Below are 26054 nucleotides of genomic sequence, written 5' to 3'. Positions count from 1 at the left end.
ATGTTACTGTAGGAGCGTAAGGCTTACGCCCTTTTCATTTGTAGTTTGTAGCTAAAAGCTGTAGGGTGGGCTTTGCCCACAAAAACCGCATAATATATTGGTTAAGGACTTGATAACAGGCTGGAAGCCTGTACTAGGGGTAATTTTGCTTTTAAGGGTTCAAACGCTAAAATCAAACCTCTGAAACAACACACCAGTGTCAATCCGAAAAACATCCCAAAAACAAGATGAAAGGACATCAAAATGCCATAAGCAACGGCTACAGATGCCCCAAAAATTATCTGCTCACGGGGGTTAATCGGTGTTGTTCCCGGATCCGTTACCATATAGAAAGTAAAGAGGACAAAAGCCACCCCTGTCATGGGTAATAGGGCGGGGATTAACGCTGTGTGAAAGATAGCACTTCTAAGGATTGCTTGTAAGATAAAAGCCCCTAACCATCCGGCAATTAAAGGCAATTTACGCGTAAAACGGGCATTTAAAAACGTTCCCGTACAAACAATTAAGACGGGTAAAATCCAATCTGCCCAACCGCTTAAATTCTCGGTAAACTGATAGGGGGGCGCGATGCCAATCCAGGGAAATAAGAGTAAGGTAACGCTAATACCAAAATTAGAAGGATTGAGAAAATGACGGGTTTTATCCGCCACTTTTAACCGAAAAATTGCTTTAGATCCGATAGCCACCGCTACTGCAAACATAATCGGAAATAAACGCTCATTAGCATAGAGTAACATAGCGATCGCTAATGAGGTAATATGGGCAGAAAGCAGAAAATCGATAAACTGACCGATACTTCCTAAATATCTAGGTTTAAAGCCATTTACCCCAGCATCAACGCTTTCTAATAATAATTCTACGCTGTAACCTGTTGCTAAAGCCACCAGAGGTTGCGCCCAAGATTGTTCAAATCCGAGGACAGTATGACCTAAAATATTGAGAAAGGTAATCGCTATGGCAAAGCGTCGTAATCCTGCTAAACGATTAGGTTGATAGGAAACAGTAGAACGCTCTACTGAAGAGCTAAAATAGGGAAGATTAAATAATTGAGTGGTCGTCATGGTTATTGTTGAAGATGAGTTAAAGGAAATTATCTTTCCCAAAAGTGATTTACTGAGTGATGAACCCCCTATGGAAACAGAGTTACATCTGCGTCAATTGATGCTTTTGATCCAATCACTAGAGTTATTATGGAAAGACCGCCAAGATTTCTATGCTTTTGGTAATCTGACTATTTATTACAGTCCCAATCAACGTAAATCAGAATATTTTAGGGGTCCTGATTTTTTTGTGGTTTTGGGAGTAGCAAGAAAACCGCGTAAAAGTTGGGTAGTGTGGGAAGAAGAGGGGAAATATCCCCATGTCATCATCGAGATTTTGTCTGATTCAACGGCAGAAACTGATCGAGGTCTCAAGAAAGAAATTTATCAGGAAACTTTCCGGACTCCTAACTATTTTTGGTTTGATCCCAATAGTTTAGAATTTAAGGGTTTTCAGTTGATGGTAGGAAAATACGAAGAAATTGCAGCGAATGAACAGGGCTGGTTATGGAGTCAACAGTTAGAATTATTTTTAGGGATTCATGACAGCCAATTACGCTTTTTTACCCCTGAAGGTAAACTTGTTCCCACCCCTGAAGAAGTGGCAGAAAAGATGGCTCGGAAATTACAAGATTTAGGGATAGATTGGCGAGATTTGGCTTAAGTTTGACCTGAAATCTCGCTCAAGCCAGCTGAACTGCAACTTATGAAGTAATCTGCCCAAATGCTACAGTTAGGCGTTTTTACCGCAACAATAAACAAAAATCGAGCTATATTTGCCAGTTCTCGACATGATTTGCTATACTCCAAGAAGTAACTACATTCTTCCTCAGCCCCCAATGGGGGGCTTTTTCTTGGTAAAAAAGAAGCGATCGAAGGCTTATTTTTGCTCTTTTTTGCCTTTAAATCCGACTATTGAGCTTAAACCCACCGCAATTAAGCCTAATACAGTTGAAGGTTCGGGTACAGGAGGAATATCAAGAACTCTAAGAAAACCATGAGTCTCTTCTGGCCCTGTAAATGGGATGGTCGTGATAGGTAAAAAGTTACGCGTGTCCGGATTAATACTCCAAGTACCACTCCCTATCAGTTGTGATGGACCAAAAGATGCTAACACCCCTCCATTTTCATCTTTAGCAACCGCTTTAACTGGTAGGTTTGCCTCCCAAGTATTATTATTGTTAATTGTAATGGTTCCTTCACTTTGGGCACCATTTAAGGTAATGAAAATGAATGATTGTCCACCACCAGGAAGACCAACAGGACTAGCCGATTTTACACTCAAAGCGATGATTTTTAGACCAACTGTACAAGAGTTTGGATTTAGATCGCCTAATCCCTCATCGAAGGTACAATCTCCAATTCTTTCAAGAATGGTATCAACAGGAAAACCTGGAAATGGGGCTGGAGTAATGGGAGATCCTTGAAGCGGAACGACACCTATACCAGGTATAGTAACAGTCGTATTTGAGGGATTTGTCTCAAAATAGTCGCGGCCTGCCTTTATATCTACAGCTTTCGCTCCTTCTGGCATCCCTAATAAAGCAACCCCCAAACCCACAGCACCAATGAGACCCGTAGTGACGGGTTTTAAGCGAGTATTAATCATTTGACTGAAACTCCTTCGAGTAACTACATTCTTTCCTGCAATTCTACAGTAATAATTTTTCTTGTCAAGTTATAAATCAGGATAATTTATTAAGTTTTATTACACTATTTACCCGGGTAAGCGTAGCTCAAACGCTGTTGATAATTGGCTAATTTTGTCAGCCGCTTGCTGTGTAGGCATTTCAAATGATAGCAGTCAATCAGAATAGTTACAAACTTGACCTATTTGGTCGATTGTTGCTTAACAATTGAGAGGGCAAATTCTACCCAAATATACCCAAATCGACCTCTAGGTTGATTTTGTCAAGGATTGTTAAGATGCGCTTGCCGTGACTATCTACACTTCCTATCCCTCCTCTGACAGAAAAGGGATAACAAAACCCATCAGCTATCCTTAGTTGATCTAGCAAAAAGCCTTGAGAATATAATAGAGATAAAAAAGAGGAAAACCGATGATTACTATACGCAAAGCGGAGGAAAGAGGCCACGCTAACTATGGTTGGTTGGATACCTATCATACTTTTTCTTTTGCCCAATATTATGATCCCCAACAGATTAATTTTAGGAGTCTAAGAGTTATTAATGAGGATAAAGTGATTGGGGGAAAAGGATTTCACACCCACGGACACCACGATATGGAGATTTTAACCTATGTTTTGGAGGGAGAACTAGAACACCAAGACAGTCTCGGCACGGGTTCCGTGATTCGACACGGTGAAATTCAACGGATGAGCGCAGGAACAGGAATAAAACACAGTGAATTTAATCATTCTGCCACTAATCCCCTCCATCTTCTGCAAATTTGGATTATTCCCGACCCAAAAAACCTAGAACCCAGTTATGAACAAAAAGCGATCAAATTTTCTCCCCATACCTTACAATTAATCGCCTCTCCCACCGGTGCGGGTAATGCAGTCAAAATCCATCAAGATGTTAATCTCTATGCGGGAATTTTGCCCCTAGACCAGTCCCTCACCCATTCCTTAGATGTAGGTCGTTATGGCTGGTTACAGGTGGCTAGAGGGCAAATAAACCTAAATGGCGTGCATTTACGAGCGGGGGATGGAGCGGCAATTAGCGAGGAAACTTCTTTGGCTATTCAATCCCTAGAAGACTCGGAAATTTTGCTTTTTGACCTAGGGTAGTGGGGTTGAGTGAGTGTTAGGAACCCTAGGGGCTAAGTTTTGCCGCCAATTCCCCGGCCGACTTTTAGCCATCAATACTGTCCACCACGCTCAGAAAATCGTTGTGGATTAGCTCGGCGATAAAATTCTCCGGATCGGTGATGGGAACAGTAACGCCTTGGCTAGCTACCATCTGTGCGGCCATCCGAGTCATGAAGTCCTGTCTTGTTTCCGTCATTCTGCCCTGACATTGTTGTAATTTTTCCACCAATTCCAGTGGGGAATCGGCCACCAGTTTATCCCCCTCGCGGGTGACATAAATTGTCATCTTTCCTACCTCCTAAATGATCGGGAACGAGAATTCGACACTACTAAACCACTTCTTTTCTCGCTATCATCATTGCTAGTTAGTTAGTCCCATCCTCGTCCGTCTTTCCCTATTTCCATTATTTGTTCTGGCTTGTCGCCTGGTAATTATTATTATCGCCAAAATAAAGGGATAAATTTGTCAATCTTTGTAACGAAAAATCCAGAGAACCTGTTCTCACGGTATCGCCCCGAACCCTTGCGGGGAAATTTGTTACAATGAATACAAGGGAACTCCCCGCGCCAGCTCCCATCCCTAGTAAAAAATTGCCGGGGTAGGGAGCGGAAGCCAATAGTCCCGATCGGGACGGCATTTGTCAGAGTTCCCCGCTTCCTTTGGTTTTAGGGGGAAAAGCCATGAAATCTGGAACATTATTATCGCCCGATCGACCGCTGCCAGAATTTCTCTGGTCAGCTATCCAATACCGCTTTCCGGGGAAAGCGCTCGATGAGCTCAGCGTCCGCTACTATGAAAGCGTCGAGGATGTGGGATACGAGTATTTTAATGATCGGGTGTTGCCGGCCTGTAGCGATGAGCCTGTCGTCCGCTATCTTGTCCCGTTTATATCCTACGTCCGTCTAGGAGAAGCCTTAGTTTTGGATCGGCAAGATGGTCTTGTGGTTTACGAAACCGATCGAGATGTTCCCTGCACGGAAACTGGACCTTTCTGGTTGGTGACTCCTAAATCGCGCTGAAAAAGCCAACCCAAGTTAAGCAGCTGAATTGGGAAAACTTAATAGTTGAGACTCGACGGGTGGAGTCGGCAAGCAGCAAAACCCGTCGAATTTTTATAACGCTTGCGATCGCAACCAAGCCACGGGTAAATAGAGCATTTTCTTAGGTAAAGGCACGAAGGCACGACGGGCGAAGACATCATAATTATTTGCTTCAATTACGTCTAAAATGCCTTGATAAAGCAGTAAAGCCGCCCAAACTGGCCAACGGGAATCGGGATTAAGGGCGCGAATCCCCCTTTCGGCGGAATCGTAGTAATAACGGGCCCGCTCAATTTGGAAGCGCATTAACGCCTGCCAACGGTGATCATTAACCCCTTTGAGTAAATCGTCTTCGCTGTAGTTAAAACGATCTAAATCCTCTAAAGGTAGATAAATCCGCCCACGATGGACATCTTCCCCCACATCCCGCAAAATATTGGTTAATTGATTGGCAATACCGAGATCGATCGCTTCTTCTTGAGGGATATAGACGCTTTGATTGCGTCGCCAAGGGGCCGAGCGATCGCCATCTTCTAATCCTAGCACGGCGCTGGACATTAACCCCACCGTCCCCGCCACCCGATAGCAGTACAGTTTTAGTTCATCAAAGGTTTGATAACGACTGCGATAGAGGTCCATCTGTTGCCCGGCGATCATATCCCGAAAGGGTTGGATATCCATGGGGAACTTTTCTAGAGTATCCACGAGAGCGACATCGGCATCCTCAAGGGCAACCCCAGAAAAGACTGTTTCTAGCTGTTTTTCCCATAAATCAAGGGTTTCAGGTGTAGTTAACCGGGCTTGGGGTCCATCGACCAGTTCATCGGTACGACGACACCAGACATAAATTGCCCAGATCGCTTGACGTTTTGCTTTCGGCATCAGGAGAGTACCGAGATAAAACGTTTTGGAATACTTCTCTGTAATCCGGCGACAGAGTTCGTAGGACTCCGCAAGGGAGACGAGGGGTTTGGTGGGGTGGGTCGGTTTTGGCAATTGGAGCATTCTGCTGGGGCGGAATGATTGACTTAGATTAACGGCGAACTGTGGCTAATGATATAGCATTGTCTCACTCAAGGCCATTTTCGTCATTAGTCCCTAGCCAGAGAATTAACGAGCGCTGGACACTGGTGTAGATTGGGTTTTATTGGGGTTTAGCGGTGCTGCGGGGTGATCTTTGCTGATCACTGCTGCCGCTAATTTCCCCGATAAAACCGCTCCTTCCATGCTTCCTAAATATTTTTGCATGGTATAGTCACCGGCGAGATAAAAATTCTCGATCGGAGTTTTTTGAGAAGGTCGATAAGCTTGTCGGCCAGGGGTGGCTTTATAAACTGATCGGGGAGTTTTCACCAGATGATATTTTAACAATTGACTGGGATTATCGCCAGTAAAATGTTGGGGAAAGAGTTTTTCTAGTTCTTTCATCGTGGCGGCGATAATTTCTTCATCGGATTTGCTAATCCAATCCTGAGCGGGAGCGAGAACTAATTCTAACATCGAGCGATCGGGGTTAGCGTATTCTTTACAGGTGTTGCTCATGTCAGCATAAACACTGAGTAAGGGCGAACGGGAGAATAATAAATGATCGATGTCGGTTAGTTTGCGATCAAACCAGAGGTGTAAATTAATGACGGGAACTCCTTCTAATCCTTCTAATTTTTGAAAGAATTTATCTTCTTGCCAACGCTTAGGCATCAAAACTTTTAAAGGATCTACAGGCATCGCCGAAACATAAATATCGGCTTCAAAAAGATAATCTTCCCCACCGTCTAAACCGCGCATTAAGAAGGCTTTAACTGTGCCATCTTCATTTAACAGAATTTCTTTTAAAGGGGCATTCAAGCGCACTTCGCCACCTCTAGAGCTGATGTAATCGACTAAAGGTTGGCAGAGTCTTTCCGTGGGTGAACCGTCGAGAAAAGCCATTTTTGAGCCGTTTTTCTCCTGTAAAAAGCGGTTGAGGGCTGTTAGTAGAATCGTGGCGGAAATCTCGTTAGGATCGATAAAGTTTAGGGCTTTCGACATAGCGATAAACACTTCTTTTTCTACCCTAGACGGGATGTTTTGCTTCTCTAACCATTCCGACCAAGAATATTGATCCATCTCCTCGACGTAACTTTGGCCTTTAACAATGGCAGGAATTAAACCGAGTCCAAATTTAATTTTTTCCTCCCAAGTTAACATATCATTATTGCGAAGAATGGCAACAATACCGTTAATTGGGGCGGGAATATCTGGGAAGTCAAACCGCGAATAGGTCCCCGGTTTTTCCGGCTGATTGAAGATCATCGAGTGTTCTTTCCACTGTAGGCGATCTTCTATGCCTAATTCTTGGAATAATTGCAGCATATTGGGATAAGCACCAAAGAAGATATGTAAACCGGTTTCGTACCAGTCCCCATCGGCATCTTTCCAAGCGGCAATTTTTCCCCCTAATACATCGCGACGTTCCAGTACGATGGGCGTATGTCCCGCATCGACAAGGTATTTCGCACAAGATAATCCGGCTAGTCCCGCACCAGCGATCGCAACTCGCATCGTTTCCTATCTACTCTCTAATGTTTTGTCTCTATCACATTCGCTATTATACTTCACATTTCGTTACATTTTTTTCAGATTGTCGAGAAGGCGGTCGGCAGGAGACAGGAGATTATTTTTATTTATTCTCCCCCCGCAACGCGCACGAAGTGGTCTCCCCACTTCCTTGATAACTGCTGACTGCTTACTGATAACTGGTCACTGATAACTGCTTACTGGTCACTGATAACTGATAACTGATATTGTGATATGTAATTAGCTTAATTCGCTTACCTTTTTAGTTCACGCGTACACCCTCTTCAATCGATCGCTATGACTTTTCCCACTACGTCACCTCAAGTCTCGGAAATAGAGAATAATCGTGCTTGGCATAATTTAACTGGGGAACAAACCCTAGAAATACTGAGAACCAATGGGGAAACCGGCTTAATCGAGGCGGAAATTGTTAAAAGAAAGGATATTTTCGGGTTAAATGAACTAAAAGAAACGGGGGGACGTAGCCCGTTAATGATTCTTTGGGAACAGTTTACTAACATTATGTTAGTGATGCTGATCGCCGTGGCGGTGGTTTCGGCGGTTTTGGATCTGAAAAAAGGGGAATTTCCCAAAGATGCGATCGCTATTTTTACGATTGTTATTTTAAACGGTATTTTAGGATATTTACAGGAAAGTCGGGCAGAAAAGGCATTAGCAGCCCTTAAGCAGTTATCCTCGCCGAAAGTCCGGGTTATTCGTAATGGTAGCACCTTTGAAGTGGCGGCTAAGGAACTTGTACCCGGGGATATCATGTTACTGGAAGCGGGGGTACAAATTGCCGCCGATGGCAGATTATTAGAAGCACAAAACCTGCAAATCCGGGAAGCTGCCCTCACGGGGGAAGCGGAATCGGTGAATAAACAAGCACAGAAGGTTTTACCGGAAGATGCCTCTTTGGGCGATCGCATTAACCTCGTCTATCAGGGTACGGAAGTAGTACAAGGGCGAGGGAAAGTGGCGATTACCAGGACGGGAATGGATACGGAAATCGGTAAAATCGCCGCTTTGTTGCAAGGAGTAGAAAGTGAACCAACTCCCCTACAGCAGCGAATGTCGCAGTTAGGTAACGTTTTAGTGAGTAGTTCCCTAGCTTTAGTGGCTGTAGTCGTGCTTGGTGGCGTAATTCGCTTTGGTTGGCAGTTTTTTGAATCATTCCTCGAAACTTCCCTCAGTATGGCTGTGGCCGTTGTTCCCGAAGGTTTACCGGCAGTGGTAACGGTGACTTTGGCAATTGGAACCCAAAGAATGGTGAGAAGACAAGCTTTAATTCGTAAATTGCCGGCAGTGGAAACCTTAGGCTCGGTAACGACGATTTGCTCCGATAAAACCGGAACTTTAACTCAAAATAAAATGGTGGTGCAGAAAGTCAATACTTCCGGGCAGACAATTACTGTCACAGGGGAAGGTTACGCGCCCATCGGTGAGTTTAATGGTGCTAGTGAAAGTGATCCCGAACTACAGGCAATTTTAACGGCTTGTGTGCTGTGTAATGATGCACTTTTGCAAAATAAAGCTCAAGAATGGTCAATTTTAGGCGATCCCACCGAAGGAGCTTTACTGACGTTAGCGGGTAAAGGAGGACTATATCGGGAAGCATTGGCACCAAAAAGCCCTCGTTTAGGCGAATTTCCCTTTTCTTCCGAAAGAAAGAGAATGTCAGTAATCTGTGAGAATGCCCAGTTAGGTTTGGGGGATTCTGCCTATTTAATGTTTACCAAAGGATCACCGGAATTAATTCTCGAACGTTGTTCTCTGATCCAAGTTGGGGCGGAAAGTCAACCCTTAACATCTGAACAAAGAAGCCGTATTTTGGCACAAAATGACGAAATGGCGGGTAATGGCCTACGAGTCTTAGGTTTTTCCTATAAACCGATGACAGAAGTGCCAGAAGCGGAAAGAGAAGATAGTGAGGAACAATCCCTGGTTTGGTTGGGATTGGTGGGAATGCTCGATGCACCCCGCAAAGAAGTTAAAGAAGCGGTTGCTCTCTGTCGTCAAGCGGGAATTCGTCCGATTATGATTACCGGGGATCACCAATTAACGGCCAAGGCGATCGCCATTGAATTAGGCATTGCTGCTGCCGGGGAGCGAGTAATCACGGGTAAAGAATTAGAAAAAATGTCTCAGAATGACCTAGAGGCAGAGGTAGATGGTGTGAGCGTCTATGCTCGCGTTTCTCCCGAACATAAGCTGAGAATCGTCCAAGCCCTGCAAAAACGGGGCAAATTTGTCGCCATGACGGGGGATGGAGTCAATGATGCTCCGGCACTAAAACAAGCGGATATCGGCATCGCCATGGGGATTACGGGAACCGATGTCAGCAAAGAAGCCAGCGATATGATTTTGCTGGATGATAATTTTGCCACCATCGTCGCTGCCACCGAAGAGGGGCGCGTGGTTTACAGTAACATTCGGCGCTTTATTAAATACATTCTCGGCAGTAATATTGGCGAGGTTTTAACGATTGCGGCGGCTCCGCTGCTCGGTTTAGGCGGTGTACCCCTTTCTCCCTTGCAAATCCTCTGGATGAACCTTGTCACCGACGGTTTACCGGCTCTGGCTCTGGCAATGGAACCCGCTGAACCTAATGTGATGAAACGTCCACCTTTTAGCCCCCGGGAAAGCATTTTCGCCCGCGGTTTGGGTTGGTATATGATTCGCATCGGTGTGGTGTTTGCGATTCTGACCATTATTATGATGGCTTGGGCTTACCAATATACTCAGGCAACCCCCGAAATCGGAGATCCCGGACGCTGGAAAACCATGGTATTTACTACCCTCTGTTTAGCACAAATGGGTCATGCTTTAGCGGTGCGTTCCCATACCCAGTTAGCTGTGCAAATGAATCCCTTCTCTAATCCTTACATTATCGCCGCCGTGGGCTTGACAACGATCCTACAATTGTTGTTAATTTATGCTCCTCCCCTACAAAGCTTCTTCGGTACTCAATGGATTAGTGGCACAGAATTATTAATCTGTTTTGGATTTAGCGCCTTAATGTTTGTTTGGATTGAGTTAGAGAAGTTATTTATTCGCTGGTTCATGACGAAAAAATAAATCAATGCCAACACCAATTATTCTGACTTTAACGGTTTTAGTCGTTGCTTTAGTCGCTTTCGTGGCGGAATGGCTACCGGTAGATTTAACCGCTTTATGCGTGGCGATTGTCCTGATTCTTTTGGGTTTAGTTACTCCCGAAGAAGGTATCGCCGGATTTAGTAGTTCTGCCACGGTGACAGTGATGGCGATGTTTGTACTTAGTGCCGGAATTACCCGCACGGGAGTGATTCAAGTGATTCGCGATCGCTTGCTGGTTTGGGGGGGCAAAAGTCCCCACCAACAGGTATTTGTCCTAGGGGCATTAGTGGGGCCGATTAGTGCTTTTATTAATAACACGGCAGTGGTGGCGATCTTTTTACCCATCGTCGAAGATTGGTGTAAAAAACAAAAAATTTCTCCTTCTAAGTTATTAATTCCCCTTTCCTACGCGACGGTTTTAGCGGGGATGATTACCGTGGTGGGGACTTCTACTAACATTCTCGCTAGTGGTATTTCTGCCAAGCTGGGTTATGGGGAATTTAGCTTATTTCAATTCACTGCTTTAGGATTAGTCACTTTTTTGGCAGGTTTGATTTATTTAACAATTTTTGCCCCGAAATTACTACCCGATCGCAAATCTTCCACCGGGGAATTTTTAGAGGATGATTATGGTTCTAAAGTATATCTGAGTGAGGTAATTATTAGCCCTCGTTCTAATCTTATCGGTCAAACTTTATCCCAAAGTGGACTACAAAGAAAGTTTAATTTTGATGTGTTGGAATTAATCAGAAATAAGGTACATTTATCCCAACCTTTAGCCGATAAAGTTCTCAATGCTGGCGATATTTTAATCGTTCACAGTAGTCGGGAAGAACTATTAAAAATTAAAGATGAACGAGGCTTAGAAATCTTTGCCGATGTCAAATTTCAGAAAGGAGATATTGAATCGACAATTACTACAGGTGAGGAAAAATTAGCCGAGGTTTTGATTCTCTCTAATTCCCGTTTAATTGGGACAACTTTAAAAGATTTGAAATTCCGTCAGCGTTATAACGCAACGGTTTTAGCGATTCGGCGTGGTTCAGAATTACTGCAAGGAAGATTAGGGAAAATTCCTTTAAAATTTGGCGACTTGCTCTTAGTTCAAGGACCAAAACAGAGTTTTATTGGCTTACAAACCACGCGAGAATTATTAGTCTTAGAAGAAAAAGATATCGAATCCCTGCGAAAGGACAAGGGGATTATTGCTTTAATAATTACTTTGTTAGTGATTATTATTGCTGCTTTTGATATTCAACCAATTCTCGTCACCAGTTTAGTTGGGGTGGTTTTAATGGTAATTACTGGCTGTCTAAAACCGGGGGAAGTCTATGGTTCCATTCGTTGGGATATTATCTTTTTATTAGCGGGTTTAATTCCCCTGGGTACTGCCATGGATAACTCGGGAACGACTAAATGGTTAGCAGATAATTTAGTGGCTATCGGCGGCCATCTTTCGGGGTTTTGGATCTTAGTTTTCTTCTATCTAATTACCTCATTTTTGACTGAAATCCTCTCTAATAACGCCGCCGTGGTTTTAATGATTCCCGTCGCCGTGGAAGTGGCGAAAACTTTGGGTTTAAATCCTTTGGCTTTTATGTATGCTGTCACCTTTGCTGCTTCTAATAGTTATCTAACACCGATTGGCTATCAAACTAACACCATGGTTTATGCACCAGGCGGCTATAAATTCCTCGATTTTACCCGTTTGGGTGCACCCCTAAATTTAATTTTGACGATTTTAACCCCAGTTTTAATCGTGGTGTTTTATGGCTTGAAATAAAGAAAGAGATCGAAGATTCTTCGAGCTCTAAAAAGAATTTGATAGTAGTCAAAACTATTTCGATTCAGCGAAGCGTTTACGCAGGGATTCGGCCCGCTTTTTCGCTACGGTATTATTAGGATCAAATTTGAGAGTTTCTTCGTAGGTTTCGAGAGCTTTTTTAGCCATTTGTTTCTTTTCGTAAACATTGCCAAGATTATTGAGAGCGATCGAGTATTCAGGATAAAGTTTAATTGCTTCTTTGTAGTTACGAATCGCTAATTCTAATTGTTCTTGGGCAAAATAAGAAAAACCAATCGCATTGTAGATTAGGGCTTGATTTTCTGGTTCGATGCTTTCTTCCCCAGAGATTTTTAAAGCCTTTTGTAGTAAGCTCAATGCTTGAACATAGAGTTTTTTATCGAGATAGAGACTCCCTAACTCATAGTAATCTTTAGCTGTACCTTTTTCGTTTTGCAATTTCTTTTGTAGCTTGTTAAAAGTTCCTTCCACTCGACGGGTTTTAAAGATTTGCACGATGACAAAAATTCCTAAACCGATCACGAAAATTAGCAATCCAGAAACGTAAATAAGCGGCAGGGTATCTTCCATAATTAGCGATCGAGCAATTAATATTTTTATACTTATTCCCCCAAATTATAGCAGGATTTAGTCAGTGATCAGTGATCAGTGATCAGATGTGAGTTTTCAGATGTGAGTTTTCAGTTCACTGATTACTGTTTACTGTTCACTGTTCACAGCAAAAAACTCGCTGCTCCCTGCTCCCAACTCCGGCGCTCCCCACTTCATAATTCATAATTCATAATTCATAATTCATAATTCATAATTCCCACTCCCATCAACCTATCTCCCCATTTCCCGAATTCTCAGGGGTAAGCCCCAATAGTTCACCCGTTCTACTAACCAGCCGGTGGATTCTAGCCGCTCGATCGCTTGATTGACGCGTTCTCGGAGACTTTGGTACTGTAAACCTTTAGGGAGAACGACTCCTAGAGCGATCGCCCCCAACTGGATCGGTAATTGACGATAATTGGGGAATTGCTGCACCCAACCAGTTAAAAGGCTATTATCAGCCGCAAAAGCGTCTATTTCCCCCGTTTCCAGTAAATTTAAAGCTTCTTGATAGGAAGCAACCCCGCGCAGGGTAGCGTTAGGTAAATGGGAACGCACAAGGGCGATTGTCGTCGAGCCGTTGAGTACGGCGATTCTAGAATTAGCTAGGTCTTCTAAACGCTGAAATTGCAGGTTTTTTGTCACAAAACCACTGCTATCGAGGTAATAAAAGGGGCTAAAATCCACGAGACGCTGACGTGCGGGAGTAATCGCCACACGAGCGATCGCCAAATCCACCCGATCATCAATAACCACCTGTAAACGTTCTTGATTACTAACGGGTTTGAGAATAATAGCACTGTCAGAACCGAGAATTTCTTCAGCTAGACGTTTAGCGATGTCGATTTCCAATCCTTGCAGATTGCCCTGAGAATCAAGGAAAGCGAGGGGAGGGAGATTATTTTTGACAGCGACAATTAATTTTCCCCGGCGTATAATTGTATCGAGATCGGCGCTAAAACTTGGGGCTACACCTAAGAGCAAAAAACCAAGAATAAATAATAAATTTTTCATACTGTTTTACCTAAACTAACTCGATTTCTACCTTGATTTTTAGCAGCGAACATGGCACGATCTGCCCGCTCGATCACCTCTTCCAGATTATTATCTTCAGGGCTAAATGTTGCCACACCAATACTAGCAGTAACTCGCACTTTTTGTCGATCAATTTCAATATTTAACTTGTTAATTACTTGACAAATGCGCCGGGCTAAGGTTCCGGCATCCTCAAGATTAGTTTCTGGGAGAATAGCGACAAATTCCTCACCCCCAAAGCGCCCAAAACTATCCACTTGACGCAGACAGTTTTTAATTGCCCCAGCCACAGTAATTAAAGTTTTGTCTCCTAGTATATGACCAAAGGTATCGTTAATATGTTTAAAATAGTCCATATCGATGACTAAAAGTGAAAAATAACGATGATAACGACGACATCGTTGAAATTCTTTCTCACCCAAGGAGAGAATCTCTCGACGATTATTGACCCCGGTTAGGCTATCAGTTCTGACTAGCTTTTCTAGTTGAGAATTGATATTTTTAAGTTCTTCTTGAGTTTTTTTCATTTCTAAATGAATTTTAACTCTGGCTAACAGTTCCCAACTATGAAATGGTTTATTTACATAGTCCACAGCCCCAGAATTAAAAGCATTGATAATATCTTCTTTTTCCTTACTATCTGTCACAAAGATAATTGGTATATGAGCGTATAAAGTGTCAGTTTTTAGCCTTCGACAAAGTTCTATTCCCCCCATATCTGGCATCATTAAGTCAAGAAGAATTAGGTCAGGATTAGCAGTTTTTACTCGTTCTATTGCCTGTTTGACACTACTAGCAAAAATGGTGGCATAACCAGCAGAATTAAGAATCCCCAGAGCCAATTGGAGATTTTTACTGACATCATCAACCACTAAAACTAGACAGTCTTCAGCAGAAAATTTAATCATCATCAGTAAGTATAATTAATCAAGTTAAGAACAAAATAGAGATACAATTATTAGTGATACAGCATTTATCATAAAGATGAAGTATGATGGGATCGGGCATCACCCCCAAAGGTCAAGCTGTCCCTAGTTTATAGAAGTCCGCTTTTTTCGACTAGAATAAAAAAAGCCAGCCAGAATAGCCACAATTAAGAAAATTTCTCCTCTTAGACTTGACGTGAAAGAGTCCCTCAACCTTACTTCTTTGGATCTCAAAACCATTTTTCCCTTTAAACTCGACGACTTCCAGCAATCGGCGATCGCCGCTCTCGCCGCCGGTAAATCAGTGGTTGTCTGCGCTCCCACGGGTTCCGGCAAAACCTTAATCGGAGAATACGCTATCTATCGCGCCCTCGAAAGGGGCAAACGGGTTTTCTACACCACTCCCCTGAAAGCTCTTTCTAACCAAAAATTCCGGGATTTTCAAGAAAAATTCGGTCGTACCCCCACCGATGGCGATGAGGATTCCCCGCTGCTGTTTGCGGAAGTGGGATTGATTACCGGCGATGTGGTGATCAACCCTTCAGCATTAATTGTAGTCATGACTACAGAAATTTTTCGCAATATGCTGTACCAAACTCCGATTGGTGAGGTAGGCACTTCCCTAGAAAACGTGGAAACCCTAGTTCTCGATGAATGTCACTATATCAGCGATCGAGGTCGCGGCACCGTTTGGGAAGAATCAATTATCTACTGTCCCCCTAGTATCCAATTAGTTGCCCTCTCCGCCACCATTGGCAACCCGGGGGAACTCACCGACTGGATTAACTGGGTGCGGCAACTGCCCCAACCCAGCGACAATAAACAGACCTCCAGCTGCGAGCTAATTAACTCCGATTTTCGCCCCGTCCCCCTGCGCTTTTATTTCGCCAATAAAGAGGGATTATTCCCGCTGCTCGACCCAAAACAGAGCAAAGTTAACCCGAAACTACGCTCAAAAGTCGGCCACGGCAAACCCCGACGCTTAAAACGAGAAGATTGTCCCACCATCGCCTCCATTGTCACCACTCTGCGGGACAAGGATATGCTCCCGGCCATTTACGTTATTTTCAGCCGCAAAGGTTGCGATCAGGCGATTCGAGAGCTAAAAAACCTCAATCTCGTTAATCCAGAAGAAGCTAGAGCCATTTACTACCGTTTACTCATTTTCTTTCTGGAAGATAATCCCAATCTGCAAGAACTCGCCCTTTCCTTCTTTGCCGTCGAAAATCCGCCCCTACACCAAAAATTACTGGCTTTTTTCGCTAATAACCCCCAGTCTGACGAGCAACTCCTCAGCCTCTTAACCGCCGACCCCGAGACGAAAAATCAACTGTTTGAATTCCTGGCCAGTGCTTCCCAATTGGTGCGCGCCGACCAAGTGGAACCCCTCACCCGGGGCTGTGGTGTTCACCATGCCGGGATTTTACCCCTCTGGAAAGAATTAGTCGAACAACTCTTTGAAGCCGGTTTAATTAAGGTGGTTTTTGCCACCGCTACCCTCTCGGCCGGGATTAATATGCCCGCTCGCACCACTGTCATCTCGGCCCTCTCCAAGCGCACCGATGATGGCCATAGTATGCTGACTCCCTCGGAATTTGTCCAGATTGCCGGCCGGGCGGGTCGCCGGGGAATGGACGCGGTGGGCCATGTGGTGACAGTACAAACGCCCTTTGAAGGGGCAAAAGAAGCGGCTTTTCTGGCCACCGCCCAACCGGAACCCCTGCAAAGCTGTTTTGCGCCCAGTTACGGCATGGTCTTAAATCTCCTGCAAAAACACAGTCTAGAGGAGGTAAAAGACCTCTTAGAGCGCAGTTTCGCGGAATATCTCGCTCGTTTGAAGTTAAGCCCCGAACGACAACAGATTACTGCCTTAACCACCGAATTAGCTAAGTTGGATATGGAGTTAGCCGGTATCGAGCGGGAGCAGGTCTTCAGTTACGAAAAGCTACGGGAAAGACTGCGGGAAGAAGAAAGACTGTATAAAATCCTCGCTAGTCAGTCAGAGGCACAGAAAAGACAGGAAATACATCTAAAATTGCCGAATATTCCCGTCGGAACTATCCTCCATCTCAAGGGCAAACATATTAAGGTCCCCGCCCCCGTCCCCGCTATCTTTGTCAATACCCTGCACGGAGCCGGTCAGGTGCGAACCCTTGTTTGTTTAGGCAGTGATAATCGCTGGTATTTAGCCGCCTATGCCGATATTAGCGAGATCGATCGAGGTTTTCTCCCTCCTGCGGCATTAGGCGAACTGATACCCCCTTCCCTAGAAGCTGTTTCCCTAGGGGGTTGGCGCAAGGGTGAGGAAAATACTCAGGCGATCGCCGATTTCATCCCCCAACAAGTGCAGGGCATCCCACCAGTGGCGGAACTGGCAACACAATCACAAAAAATTGAAATTGTCAATAGTCAAATTGCCGCTCATCCCCTGCAAAAACGCAAAAATCCAGGGCGATTGATGAAATTATACTACGATCGAGAGATTGCTCGCGATAAGTTACACAAGACCCAGATTAAATACCAAAAACAACAATCGCGTAAATCCTACTACTGGGAAGAATTTCTGAATCTAATCGAGATTTTGCGAGAATTCCAAGCATTAGAGGTTTATTTGCCCACTCCCCTCGGAGAAGCGGCGGCCACTATTCGCGGGGAAAATGAACTCTGGTTAGGATTAGCGATGATGTCCGGAGATTTGGACAGATTGACTCCTAGCCAACTAGCCGCCGCCATCAGCGCCATGATTACGGAACCCCCTCGCCCCGATACTTGGTGCAATTACCCGCCTGTGCCAGAAGTTATCGATATTTTGCGGCAAGGAGAAGGAAATTCCCCCGGTCTGCGAGAAGTTCGCCGTTTACTCTATCAAGCTCAATCTCGCTACGATATCACCATTCCCGTCTGGTTAGAAACCCAACTGATGGGGATTGCCTCCCGTTGGGCCCAGGGGACATCCTGGCCGGAATTGTGCGAAAATACTAGCCTCGATGAGGGAGATCTAGTGCGATTATTACGGCGCACCGTCGATGTTCTCTGGCAAATTCCCCAAATTCCCCGAGTTTCCCAAGTCCTTAAAGATAATGCCCGTCTCGCCGTCACAGCCATGAAGCGCTTTCCTTTATAATATTGATCGCTCTTTTAAACAATGGGAGATGGTAGGGAAAGTAACTGTTGGTGGATCTGCTCGATGAGGGCGAGGATTTGCCGATAATTGTGGTGCAATCCCTGATGATAGAGGTGATTTGCTCCTTGATTTAAATCCGCTAAAGCCGATTGATAATAACCCAATTGATGCCGCAGTAATCCCCTTCTAATATAAGCATCGGCATAAAAAGGATCAATGGCAATCGCTCGATTTAAATGGGCGATAGAGCGGTCGTATTCACCTAATTCGTGAGCGGTACAAGCTAGATTATAGTATGCTGAGGCATTATTTTTATTTAACCGGAGAGCTTGATTAAAATCCGCTTTGGCTGAGGTAAAATTGTGGAGGGCTAAATGAGATAAACCTCGATCATTATAAATAGTGGCTAAAGTGTCGGGTTGCTGGTTAGTAATTTGACGCAAGGATTGATTAAAATCGGCTAGGGCAAGGGGATAATTTTTCATAGCTGACTGAACTAAACCCCGATTATAGTAGGCTTGATAATAGGTGGGTTTTAGCCGGATAGTCTGGTTATAATCGGTCAGCGCCTGTGAATAATCTCCCAAACGATAAAAAGCTAAACCCCGATGGAAATAGGCTAGATAATTATCGGATTGCTGTTGTAAAGAGCGGGTGCAGTCTTGCCAAGCGTGGAGATAATCCTGCAAATAAATCTCAGTTAAACAGCGATTACTGTAGGCTAGGGCCAAGTTATTTTCCCGTTCGAGCGACTGATTGAAATCGTGCAAAGCTTGCTGATAATTACCTGCCTCTAGTTGTTCAATTCCCGATCGCAACCAGTAGGATAAATGTACTGATTGAGCCGCTTTTCCCGGCCGAGGCCATCCCCCCAGCACAAGCGAGCAGAGCAGTGCAACCATAACCAATCCACCGAGGCGAGGAAGAAAATTTTTCAAAACCGTTGACATAGGAGTATCTTTGTGCATATACTCCCAATTCTGAGGAAACTTTCTTGATCGATCAACAGACAGACTGTCAAACTGCCTTTCTCCCCTAGCAAGGTACTTATGCAGCACTCAGGAGACGGTCGGCAGGAGATTATTTTTATTTATTCTCCCCACTTCATAATTCATAATTCATAATTGATAATTCCTACACTCGGGACTGCGATAAGCTGATATAAGTAAAGATTGTCACCGAGCAATTATGATGGCGTTACTCGCTAACGCAGTTGACACCCGATAACCGATAAATGATACAGGAGTTATCTATGGAAACTATTTTTATCCCCCACCTCCTCAAATCTCCTGATCGACAAAGAGTGATCATCATCGATAATTTTATCCCCGGTCTAGAAACCTTGACACCAGTGCGGGGGACCTTGCTGGTTAGACATGGGGGCAATTTTTTGGAAGTATCGGTGAAAGCAGAAACCATCGTCACCTTAACCTGCGATCGCTGTTTACAACAATATAATCATCGTCTGCAATTAAACACTTCCGAATTAATCTGGCTAGACAAAAATAAAGACTACGATAGCTCTTATCCTCTAGAGCGAGAAATAGCCTACGAAGACCTCTCGGAAACTCTCGATCCTAACGGGGATTTTGACCCGCAAATGTGGTTATACGAGCAGTTGTGTCTAACTTTGCCCCCCCGTCAACTCTGCGGCGCTAATTGTCAACCCCCCGATTTTCTGCTTCCAGAAAAGACTGCCATCGATGGTCGTTGGGCCTCCCTAGAATCCTTGAAAAGTCAGTTATCTCAATCGCAAAATTGAGCTTTGATGCTGATTTTTTTCGGGTTTCGATCCCAGAGAAAAGCGATCGAAACCCGATTTTTTACCGGCCCCAAATCTTTTTCAAGACAGTTTCGGGGGTAATATCGGCGACTTTTCGCGTATTAGCTTCAATATATCGATGACGCTCTCCCCCGCTCGGTAAAACTCTCTTAGACAACGAAGGAACCAGCAGAGAGAGGGTATAGGTTCCCACGGCCACGGCTAACTGTAAAGGGACACTTTCGGTAGCTAATAATAAATTGGCACCGGCGATCATGGCCGCCATTTTACCGATATCGGCCGTTCTGGACACTTTTAAGTTATTATCCATGGCTTTGAGCGCTAAAACCCAAGCTTCATCCAATTCTCCCTGGATCGCGACAATTGGTAAATCCGGTTGTTGATGGCGAATGCCTTGGATAATTTCTAGCCAACTCTCCAGGGGATAAAGCGTTTCCAGTCCTTGGCTGATGCTCAGATCGCTACCGCCGGCGTAGAGGAGAATATAGCCGCTATCCTTGATATTGAGGCGTTGCTGCTCCATTTCGGCCCAATCGATATCATCCCGATTCAAGGTTATTTTTAAAGGTGGACAGGGTGCGGCAATCTTTAACCCTTTGACCAGTGCGTGATAATTATCCGCTAGATAGCCTTCCGTTGGCCGGGGTACTTGTTCCGATAAGAACCAACCGCCATTATTTTCATAGCCTATACGGTTAGGAACACCATTTAACCAGAGTAAAAGGTTGATAGCAGGACGATTGGTGAGACTAATGGCGATTTCGTACTCCCGGTCCCGAATTACTCCCAAAATATTTAAATAATCCGCTAATCCGTACTGATCTCGATAGTCAAATAAAAGCACTTCCTTAACCTGGGGACAGAGACGATAGGCAGCTTTTGCCCTAGGTTCGACCAAAACATCAATGCTGCTTTGGGGGTAAGTTTGCTGGAGGGTTTCTAGAGTGGGAAAAAACAGCAGTTGATTGCTAATTCCTCCCGGTACAAGGGTTAATATTCGCATTTTATCTAGATATACCTGAATCGATCAGCTTAATTTTAGCAGTGTCCCTCGTTATTCACTAAATCCGGGCAGCTATGTTTTTTCTCAACAGAATGCGATCGCAGATTCTCTTAACTATTACCCGAAGGATTAGAGCCGTACATAGCATTTAAAACCAAAGCGGGGTCAACGTATTGATTGCCGTACATCAGTCCCCAGTGCAGGTGTGGTCCGGTGGTGCGTCCTGTCATTCCCACTCTAGCCATGCGGGCCCCTGCTGGTATATCCTGACCGAGAGTAAGGACGATTCCCCCTTCCATGTCAATCAAAAAAGTACCACGGCTATCGGATTGAACCGAACCCATGAGATGACAATAAATATGTGTCCATTGACCGGATTGCATCTTAATCATCGTCCCACAGCCTGTATGATCGGATAATTCGACGATTCTGCCGGTCCACCAATTGCGAATATAACTGCCCAAGGGTGCGGCCAGATCTAACCCGGCATGAAATTGTTGACTGCCATCCATGGGAGAGAAACGATAACCGAAACCGGAGGTATAGGTTTGGAAGTTTTCCACGGGGAAGGAGGCCCCGGCCCAAGCATTTTGAGCTATGAGGGTGGGATTAGCTTTAACGGGGTGTAAACGGTCAAATCCTAGAGAAATTAACGTGACAAGACAGCTAATCGCTAAAAAACGCAGGAATTTAACAGGCAGATATTTGAGCATGAGACTTACTCCAGACACCAAAATTAAATATACCCCAGTTTCCGCTGCCGCTAATTTTACCGGCGGCTTTTAACCGATATTTTAGTTAAGTTTTGAGTTATTATTGACCATTGGTTAGGGGTTGAGAACATTTCTCCTCAGGCTGCCAATTCCCCGACTCCCCCACTTAATTTTTATTTTTTACTGACTCGTACCATGTTAGACCTAAAGCAAATTAGAGAAAATCCAGAGGAAGTACAGAAACGCTTAGATAGTCGGGGAGGGAGTTATGATATTGCCCCTATTCTCCAGTTAAATCAACAACAGAAGGCTTTAGAGTTAGAACGCAGCAGTTTACAGGCCCGGGGGAACGAAATCGGTAAACTGGTGGGACAAAAAGTTAAAAGTGGCAGCGATGCCAACAGTCCCGAAATTTTGGGACTGAAAACAGAAGGAAACGAGATTAAAAGTAAACTAGCTCAATTAGAACCGCAGGAAAAAGAGATTAAAGCGGCCATTGACCAAAAAATCTTAGATTTACCCAATTTACCCAGTGAAACCACTCCTATCGGTAAGGATGAACGGGAAAATGTCGAAGTCAGACGCTGGGGAGAAGAATATAAACCCACCAACCCGAATATTTTGCCTCACTGGGAAATTGGGGAAAAATTGGGCATTTTAGACTTTGAAAGGGCAGTAAAAATCGCCCAGAGTCGTTTTGTTAATCTTATCGCCCTCGGGGCAGCCCTAGAAAGAGCTTTAATTAATTTTATGCTCGATCGCCATATTGTCGCCGGTTATACAGAAGTTTTACCGCCAATTCTGATCAATAGTGACTCCCTGCGCGGGACGGGACAACTGCCGAAATTTGCGGAAGAAAGCTTTAAATGTCGAGATGATGAGCTTTGGTTAGCACCAACGGCAGAAGTACCCGTAACTAACCTCTATCGCGATGAAATCCTCTCATCGGAGCAATTACCGATCAAACACTGTGCCTATACTCCCTGTTTTCGTCGAGAAGCGGGCAGCTATGGCAAGGATACGAGGGGCTTGATCCGTTTGCATCAATTTAATAAGGTGGAAATGGTCAAAATCGTCCATCCTGACGCTTCTGCTCAGGAACACGAAAGTTTAGTCGCTAATGCGGAGGCAATCCTGCAAGCTTTACAGTTGCCCTATCGCGTGATTGAATTGTGTACTGGTGACTTGGGTTTTTCGGCGGCCAAATGTTATGACTTAGAAGTGTGGCTACCTTCGGCTAATACCTATCGGGAAATTTCCAGTTGTTCTAATTTTAGAGACTTCCAAGCACGACGGGCAAATATTCGCTTTAAAGAAAAAGGGCAAAAAGGCACTAATTTTGTCCACACCCTCAACGGTTCGGGATTAGCGATCGGTCGTACTATGGCTGCTATCCTAGAAAATTATCAACAAGCAGACGGGACAGTAAAAGTGCCGGAAGTGCTGCAACCCTATCTAAAACGGGAGGTTATTTGTTAATTTTTGATAAAAATGCTTGACAAAATGTTTTTATAGTGCATTGAAAGAATTGAGCTTAACCCCACTCTAGAATTGCCTGTTTTAAGGCTCCTTCGGGCAAATTGGCCGGATCAAAGGACTCCCCCGCTTCTATTCTGGCTAAAGCTTCAAAAAAAGCCCTCACACCACTGGCTGGTCCCGATGGGTGGTCCATAATTCCGGTTCCCGCATTGAGGATAACATTACGTCCGTAATCCCCAAGGACCTGGGGAACAATACCTGGACGAATACCGGCCGATGGAACTGGAAAAACGTTTCTATCGCGCAAAATATCGCGAATTTTGCCCTCCTCCCGGGGATCGAAGGGTAAACTACCGTAAGCGGCGGGATATAGCACCGCATCGGCTCCTGCGTGGGCCATCATCGTCCCCAAAACCACAGAATAGGCTAATCCCGTATCGCTACCGGCACACATCGCCCCAGCAAAGGCAGGATGGGCGAAAATAGGAACATCGATCGCCGGATCACTGGCTAAAGCTTCTAAAACGGAAAAACCGTAGGTAAGAACGTTTAATAACAGGGCATTAGCCCCATGTTTCACCAATAAACGGGCTTTTCTCTGCAATTCGTCCGCTTTTCCGGTGACATTGACCGCATAGAGAACATTTTTACTGGTTTGCTGCCGCACTTCCTCCAAAACCCGACGACAACAATCTAGGCGCTCGTGGGTGGGAGCCACGGGAAGATCCGCCATGATTTCATCATCTTTAATCACGTCTAAGCCAGCAAAAGCCACTTCTCGCAGGATATCGGCGTGATCTTGAGCCGATAGTCCTAAAGCGGGTTTAAAAATTGCCATGACTAGAGGTCGATCATAAACCCCCAAACGTTGCCTAATTCCGGTGATTCCCAGCTTGGCTTTCGTGCCGTAGGTTTCGGGGAGATACACCCCCACCACTTTTCCAGCTCCAGCCATGGAATATTTGCCGAAAATCATGGTTAAAAGACTGGCGATGTCATTTTCAACGTTTATCTGGGGAAACCGCACCCTAGCCACCTTATAACCGTCGGCTTCCTCCCTGATCCCCACCACTTCCGCTAGGTGTTGTTGCAGCTGCTCTTGACGATGACTGTGGCGCTCGCTCCAAGTGCCGGCGGTTTGACCGATAGCGATCGTTTTTGCCTGTTTTTCGGCATTAATAGCGGGCGGAAAGCGATAATCGACGATAATAGTCATAAAAGGTAAAAAAAGGGAGTGGGAATTATGAATTATAAATTATGAATTATGAATTGGGGAGGTGGGGAATTGGGGAAGTGGGGAAGTGGGGAATTGGGGAATTGGGGAGGTGGGGAGCCTTTTTTCAGTAAACAGTAATGGGTGAACTGAAAACTCACATCTGATAACTGATAACTGATAACTGATGGCTGATGGCTTTGATCGGTTTTCTCAGCTATTGACAAGGGTTCCCCTAAAAGCCTACAAGTATTTTGGATAGGTATGGCCATTGAGGAACCGACCAAAATATGAAAATAACGACAAGATTACGGGAATGGGGCAAATTTTTCTTAAAAAGCGGTGCTAGTATTGCCCTAGCACTATTTTTAATCTTAAGTCTGTTCACGGTTAAGGGGACTGCCCCTGCTTTAGCTGTGCTTGCCCAGGGTGATGCGGTAACGGATCCCACTGCGATTTTACGCAATGCCTTACCCATAGATAATAAACCAATTCGTCAAGTGCAACAATCGATCGAAGATATTGCCAAACATCTGCGGGCCAAACGTTGGAGTCCGATTAAAAAAGATGTCAAGGATGCCAATTATGCCCTTTCTACCAAAAGCAAGGCTATCTTAGATAGTGTTCCCGAAGCAAGTAAAAGCCAAGGGGAGGAATTAATCGAAAAACTGAAAACGGGAGTGGCAGCCCTCGATACGGCCGTAGAAGCAAAGGATAAAGAGGCAGTTTGGTCAACCAGACGGGAATTGCTCAATAATATCACCGCGTTAGAAGAATTAATGGTGGTGGGTTTTCCCTTTAACGTTCCCCCGGAATACGCTAACTTGCCGCAATTGCGAGGACGCGCCACCGTGAAGATGCAGACAACCAAAGGAGATTTAACTATCGTTGTCGATGGTTACAGCGCTCCGATTAATGGGGGTAACTTTGTGGATTTAGCTCAACGGGGTTTTTATGACGGTTTACCCTTCATTCGCAGCGAAGATAATTTCGTTGTGCAAACCGGGGATCCCGTCGGTGCAGAAGAGGGCTTTGTTGACCCGAAAACTAAGCAATATCGCTCTATTCCCTTAGAAATTTTGATTAAAGGGGAAGAAGAACCAGTTTATGGCAATACTCTCGAAGAATTAGGGATTTACTTACCCAGTCTCGCCTTACCTTTTAACGCTTTTGGTGCGGTGGCCCTAGCGCGTCCGGATACTAATCCTAACGGAGGTTCCTCGCAATTCTTTTTCTTTAAATTCGATAATGAATTAACTCCTCCGGGGTTTAATCTCATGGATGGTCGTTATTCGGTTTTTGGCTATTTAGTCGAGGGAAAAGAGGTGTTAGAAGAACTTACCGATAAGGATAAGATTATCACCGTTAAAGTGGTTTATGGCTTAAATAATCTCGTCCAACCTAGCTAGGGTGGGGGTTTTTAACTGGGTTTTGTTAAGGCACAGAGATTAGTCAAGCTAGGGGAAGCAGCTCGGATTCTGAGTACTTCCCCCGATACCCCTAGGGTCGTTTCATTCTCTCATCGGAATAAATATCTGAAAATTTTTCAAAACGTCGTGCTTTGTAGGGTTGATTCATGAATCAACCCTACCCTTAATCCCCCCTTGATAAGGGGGGTGCTGATCCCCCCTTAATCCCCCCTTGATAAGGGGGGTGCCTGACAACTTTTAACAACTAACTACTTAAGATTATTAATTCCGCAATTTATCGCCCTGATTATTATTGTTTTGATGGTGGCAAAAGTTATTTAATTAACATCAGTTTTATCTAAGTTTCCCTTTCCCTTAATCCTCGTTCATATCCCCAATCAGCAACGCCTAGGGAGAGTTTGCCGATAGCCAAGGGCTAAGAGATGACAGAGTTGGTGATATAG

The 26054-nt window shown here is 44.6% G+C and carries 21 protein-coding genes; 9 read left to right on the top strand and 12 right to left on the bottom strand.

The window, feature by feature from the left end:
• Positions 1–101: 101 nt before the first annotated feature.
• The gene (locus tag IM475_RS01695) at positions 102–1061 is read right to left on the bottom strand and encodes an enediyne biosynthesis protein UnbU (RefSeq protein WP_287726482.1); all 960 of its coding nucleotides are present in this window, start codon (positions 1059–1061) and stop codon (positions 102–104) included.
• Here IM475_RS01695 and IM475_RS01690 point away from each other — a divergent pair.
• Positions 1060–1704 carry a Uma2 family endonuclease gene (locus IM475_RS01690; RefSeq protein ID WP_287726481.1) on the top strand — a complete coding sequence of 215 codons (645 nt, stop codon included), beginning with the start codon at positions 1060–1062 and terminating at the stop codon, positions 1702–1704. The two genes, IM475_RS01695 and IM475_RS01690, sit on opposite strands and share 2 nt — an antisense overlap.
• A gap of 216 nt (positions 1705–1920) precedes the next feature.
• On the opposite strand, the gene IM475_RS01685 is transcribed toward IM475_RS01690, so the two are convergent.
• Positions 1921–2649 carry a PEP-CTERM sorting domain-containing protein gene (locus IM475_RS01685; RefSeq protein ID WP_287726480.1) on the bottom strand — a complete coding sequence of 243 codons (729 nt, stop codon included), beginning with the start codon at positions 2647–2649 and terminating at the stop codon, positions 1921–1923.
• A gap of 451 nt (positions 2650–3100) precedes the next feature.
• Here IM475_RS01685 and IM475_RS01680 point away from each other — a divergent pair, with 451 nt between their 5' ends.
• The gene (locus IM475_RS01680; RefSeq protein ID WP_287726479.1) at positions 3101–3793 is read left to right on the top strand and encodes a pirin family protein; all 693 of its coding nucleotides are present in this window, start codon (positions 3101–3103) and stop codon (positions 3791–3793) included.
• A gap of 64 nt (positions 3794–3857) precedes the next feature.
• On the opposite strand, the gene IM475_RS01675 is transcribed toward IM475_RS01680, so the two are convergent.
• Positions 3858–4100, bottom strand: coding sequence for a hypothetical protein (locus tag IM475_RS01675; protein WP_002740673.1), 243 nt, complete (start codon positions 4098–4100; stop codon positions 3858–3860).
• Between the two features lie 350 nt (positions 4101–4450).
• Between IM475_RS01675 and IM475_RS01670 the strand changes: the two genes are divergently transcribed.
• Positions 4451–4834, top strand: coding sequence for a hypothetical protein (locus IM475_RS01670; RefSeq protein WP_353737426.1), 384 nt, complete (start codon positions 4451–4453; stop codon positions 4832–4834).
• Between the two features lie 93 nt (positions 4835–4927).
• Here IM475_RS01670 and crtB read toward each other — a convergent pair whose 3' ends face one another.
• Positions 4928–5860: a 15-cis-phytoene synthase CrtB gene (gene crtB / locus IM475_RS01665; protein WP_287658818.1), complete on the bottom strand. Its 933-nt coding sequence runs from the start codon at positions 5858–5860 to the stop codon at positions 4928–4930.
• Positions 5861–5965: 105 nt separating this feature from the next.
• The gene (gene pds, locus IM475_RS01660; protein WP_287726478.1) at positions 5966–7396 is read right to left on the bottom strand and encodes a 15-cis-phytoene desaturase; all 1431 of its coding nucleotides are present in this window, start codon (positions 7394–7396) and stop codon (positions 5966–5968) included.
• A gap of 312 nt (positions 7397–7708) precedes the next feature.
• Here pds and IM475_RS01655 point away from each other — a divergent pair, with 312 nt between their 5' ends.
• Both IM475_RS01655 and IM475_RS01650 read left to right on the top strand, forming a co-directional pair.
• The gene (locus tag IM475_RS01655) at positions 7709–10489 is read left to right on the top strand and encodes a cation-translocating P-type ATPase (protein WP_287726477.1); all 2781 of its coding nucleotides are present in this window, start codon (positions 7709–7711) and stop codon (positions 10487–10489) included.
• 4 nt (positions 10490–10493) lie between these two features.
• Positions 10494–12293, top strand: a complete 1800-nt coding sequence (locus IM475_RS01650; protein ID WP_287658822.1) for an SLC13 family permease — start codon at positions 10494–10496, stop codon at positions 12291–12293.
• A 54-nt stretch (positions 12294–12347) separates the two neighbouring features.
• On the opposite strand, the gene IM475_RS01645 is transcribed toward IM475_RS01650, so the two are convergent.
• From IM475_RS01645 to IM475_RS01635, 3 genes are all read right to left on the bottom strand, one after another.
• Positions 12348–12884, bottom strand: a complete 537-nt coding sequence (locus tag IM475_RS01645; protein ID WP_287658823.1) for a tetratricopeptide repeat protein — start codon at positions 12882–12884, stop codon at positions 12348–12350.
• Between the two features lie 252 nt (positions 12885–13136).
• The gene (locus tag IM475_RS01640) at positions 13137–13919 is read right to left on the bottom strand and encodes a transporter substrate-binding domain-containing protein (protein ID WP_287726476.1); all 783 of its coding nucleotides are present in this window, start codon (positions 13917–13919) and stop codon (positions 13137–13139) included.
• Positions 13916–14848, bottom strand: coding sequence for a GGDEF domain-containing response regulator (locus IM475_RS01635; protein WP_287726485.1), 933 nt, complete (start codon positions 14846–14848; stop codon positions 13916–13918). The genes IM475_RS01640 and IM475_RS01635 overlap by 4 nt, the downstream gene beginning before the upstream one ends.
• Positions 14849–15062: 214 nt before the next feature.
• Here IM475_RS01635 and IM475_RS01630 point away from each other — a divergent pair, with 214 nt between their 5' ends.
• Positions 15063–17990: a DEAD/DEAH box helicase gene (locus tag IM475_RS01630; RefSeq protein ID WP_287726475.1), complete on the top strand. Its 2928-nt coding sequence runs from the start codon at positions 15063–15065 to the stop codon at positions 17988–17990.
• 14 nt (positions 17991–18004) lie between these two features.
• On the opposite strand, the gene IM475_RS01625 is transcribed toward IM475_RS01630, so the two are convergent.
• Positions 18005–18958 carry a tetratricopeptide repeat protein gene (locus IM475_RS01625; RefSeq protein WP_287726474.1) on the bottom strand — a complete coding sequence of 318 codons (954 nt, stop codon included), beginning with the start codon at positions 18956–18958 and terminating at the stop codon, positions 18005–18007.
• Between the two features lie 284 nt (positions 18959–19242).
• On the opposite strand from IM475_RS01625, the gene IM475_RS01620 reads away from it, so the two are divergent.
• Positions 19243–19752 (top strand): YceD family protein, encoded by a 510-nt coding sequence (locus IM475_RS01620; protein WP_002737400.1) that lies wholly within the window; start codon positions 19243–19245, stop codon positions 19750–19752.
• A 61-nt stretch (positions 19753–19813) separates the two neighbouring features.
• On the opposite strand, the gene IM475_RS01615 is transcribed toward IM475_RS01620, so the two are convergent.
• Together IM475_RS01615 and IM475_RS01610 are read right to left on the bottom strand one after the other, a co-directional pair.
• On the bottom strand, positions 19814–20776 hold the full coding sequence (locus tag IM475_RS01615) for a glycosyltransferase family 9 protein (protein WP_287726473.1): 963 nt from the start codon (positions 20774–20776) through the stop codon (positions 19814–19816).
• Positions 20777–20886: 110 nt separating this feature from the next.
• Entirely contained in the window at positions 20887–21489 is a 603-nt protein-coding gene (locus IM475_RS01610) for a M23 family metallopeptidase (protein ID WP_287726472.1), read from the bottom strand.
• A gap of 195 nt (positions 21490–21684) precedes the next feature.
• Here IM475_RS01610 and serS point away from each other — a divergent pair, with 195 nt between their 5' ends.
• Complete coding sequence (gene serS / locus IM475_RS01605) at positions 21685–22968, top strand: serine--tRNA ligase (RefSeq protein ID WP_287726471.1); 1284 nt, start codon at positions 21685–21687, stop codon at positions 22966–22968.
• Between the two features lie 55 nt (positions 22969–23023).
• Here the strand turns inward: serS and IM475_RS01600 are convergent, their stop codons facing one another.
• Positions 23024–24184 carry a 2,3-diketo-5-methylthiopentyl-1-phosphate enolase gene (locus IM475_RS01600; protein ID WP_287726470.1) on the bottom strand — a complete coding sequence of 387 codons (1161 nt, stop codon included), beginning with the start codon at positions 24182–24184 and terminating at the stop codon, positions 23024–23026.
• A 287-nt stretch (positions 24185–24471) separates the two neighbouring features.
• Here IM475_RS01600 and IM475_RS01595 point away from each other — a divergent pair, with 287 nt between their 5' ends.
• On the top strand, positions 24472–25590 hold the full coding sequence (locus tag IM475_RS01595; RefSeq protein WP_287726469.1) for a peptidylprolyl isomerase: 1119 nt from the start codon (positions 24472–24474) through the stop codon (positions 25588–25590).
• Positions 25591–26054: the final 464 nt, after the last annotated feature.

Origin of the sequence: Microcystis sp. M061S2 (assembly GCF_020245605.1) — a bacterium.
GTDB lineage: Bacteria > Cyanobacteriota > Cyanobacteriia > Cyanobacteriales > Microcystaceae > Microcystis.
This window is presented reverse-complemented; position numbering and strand designations above follow the sequence as displayed.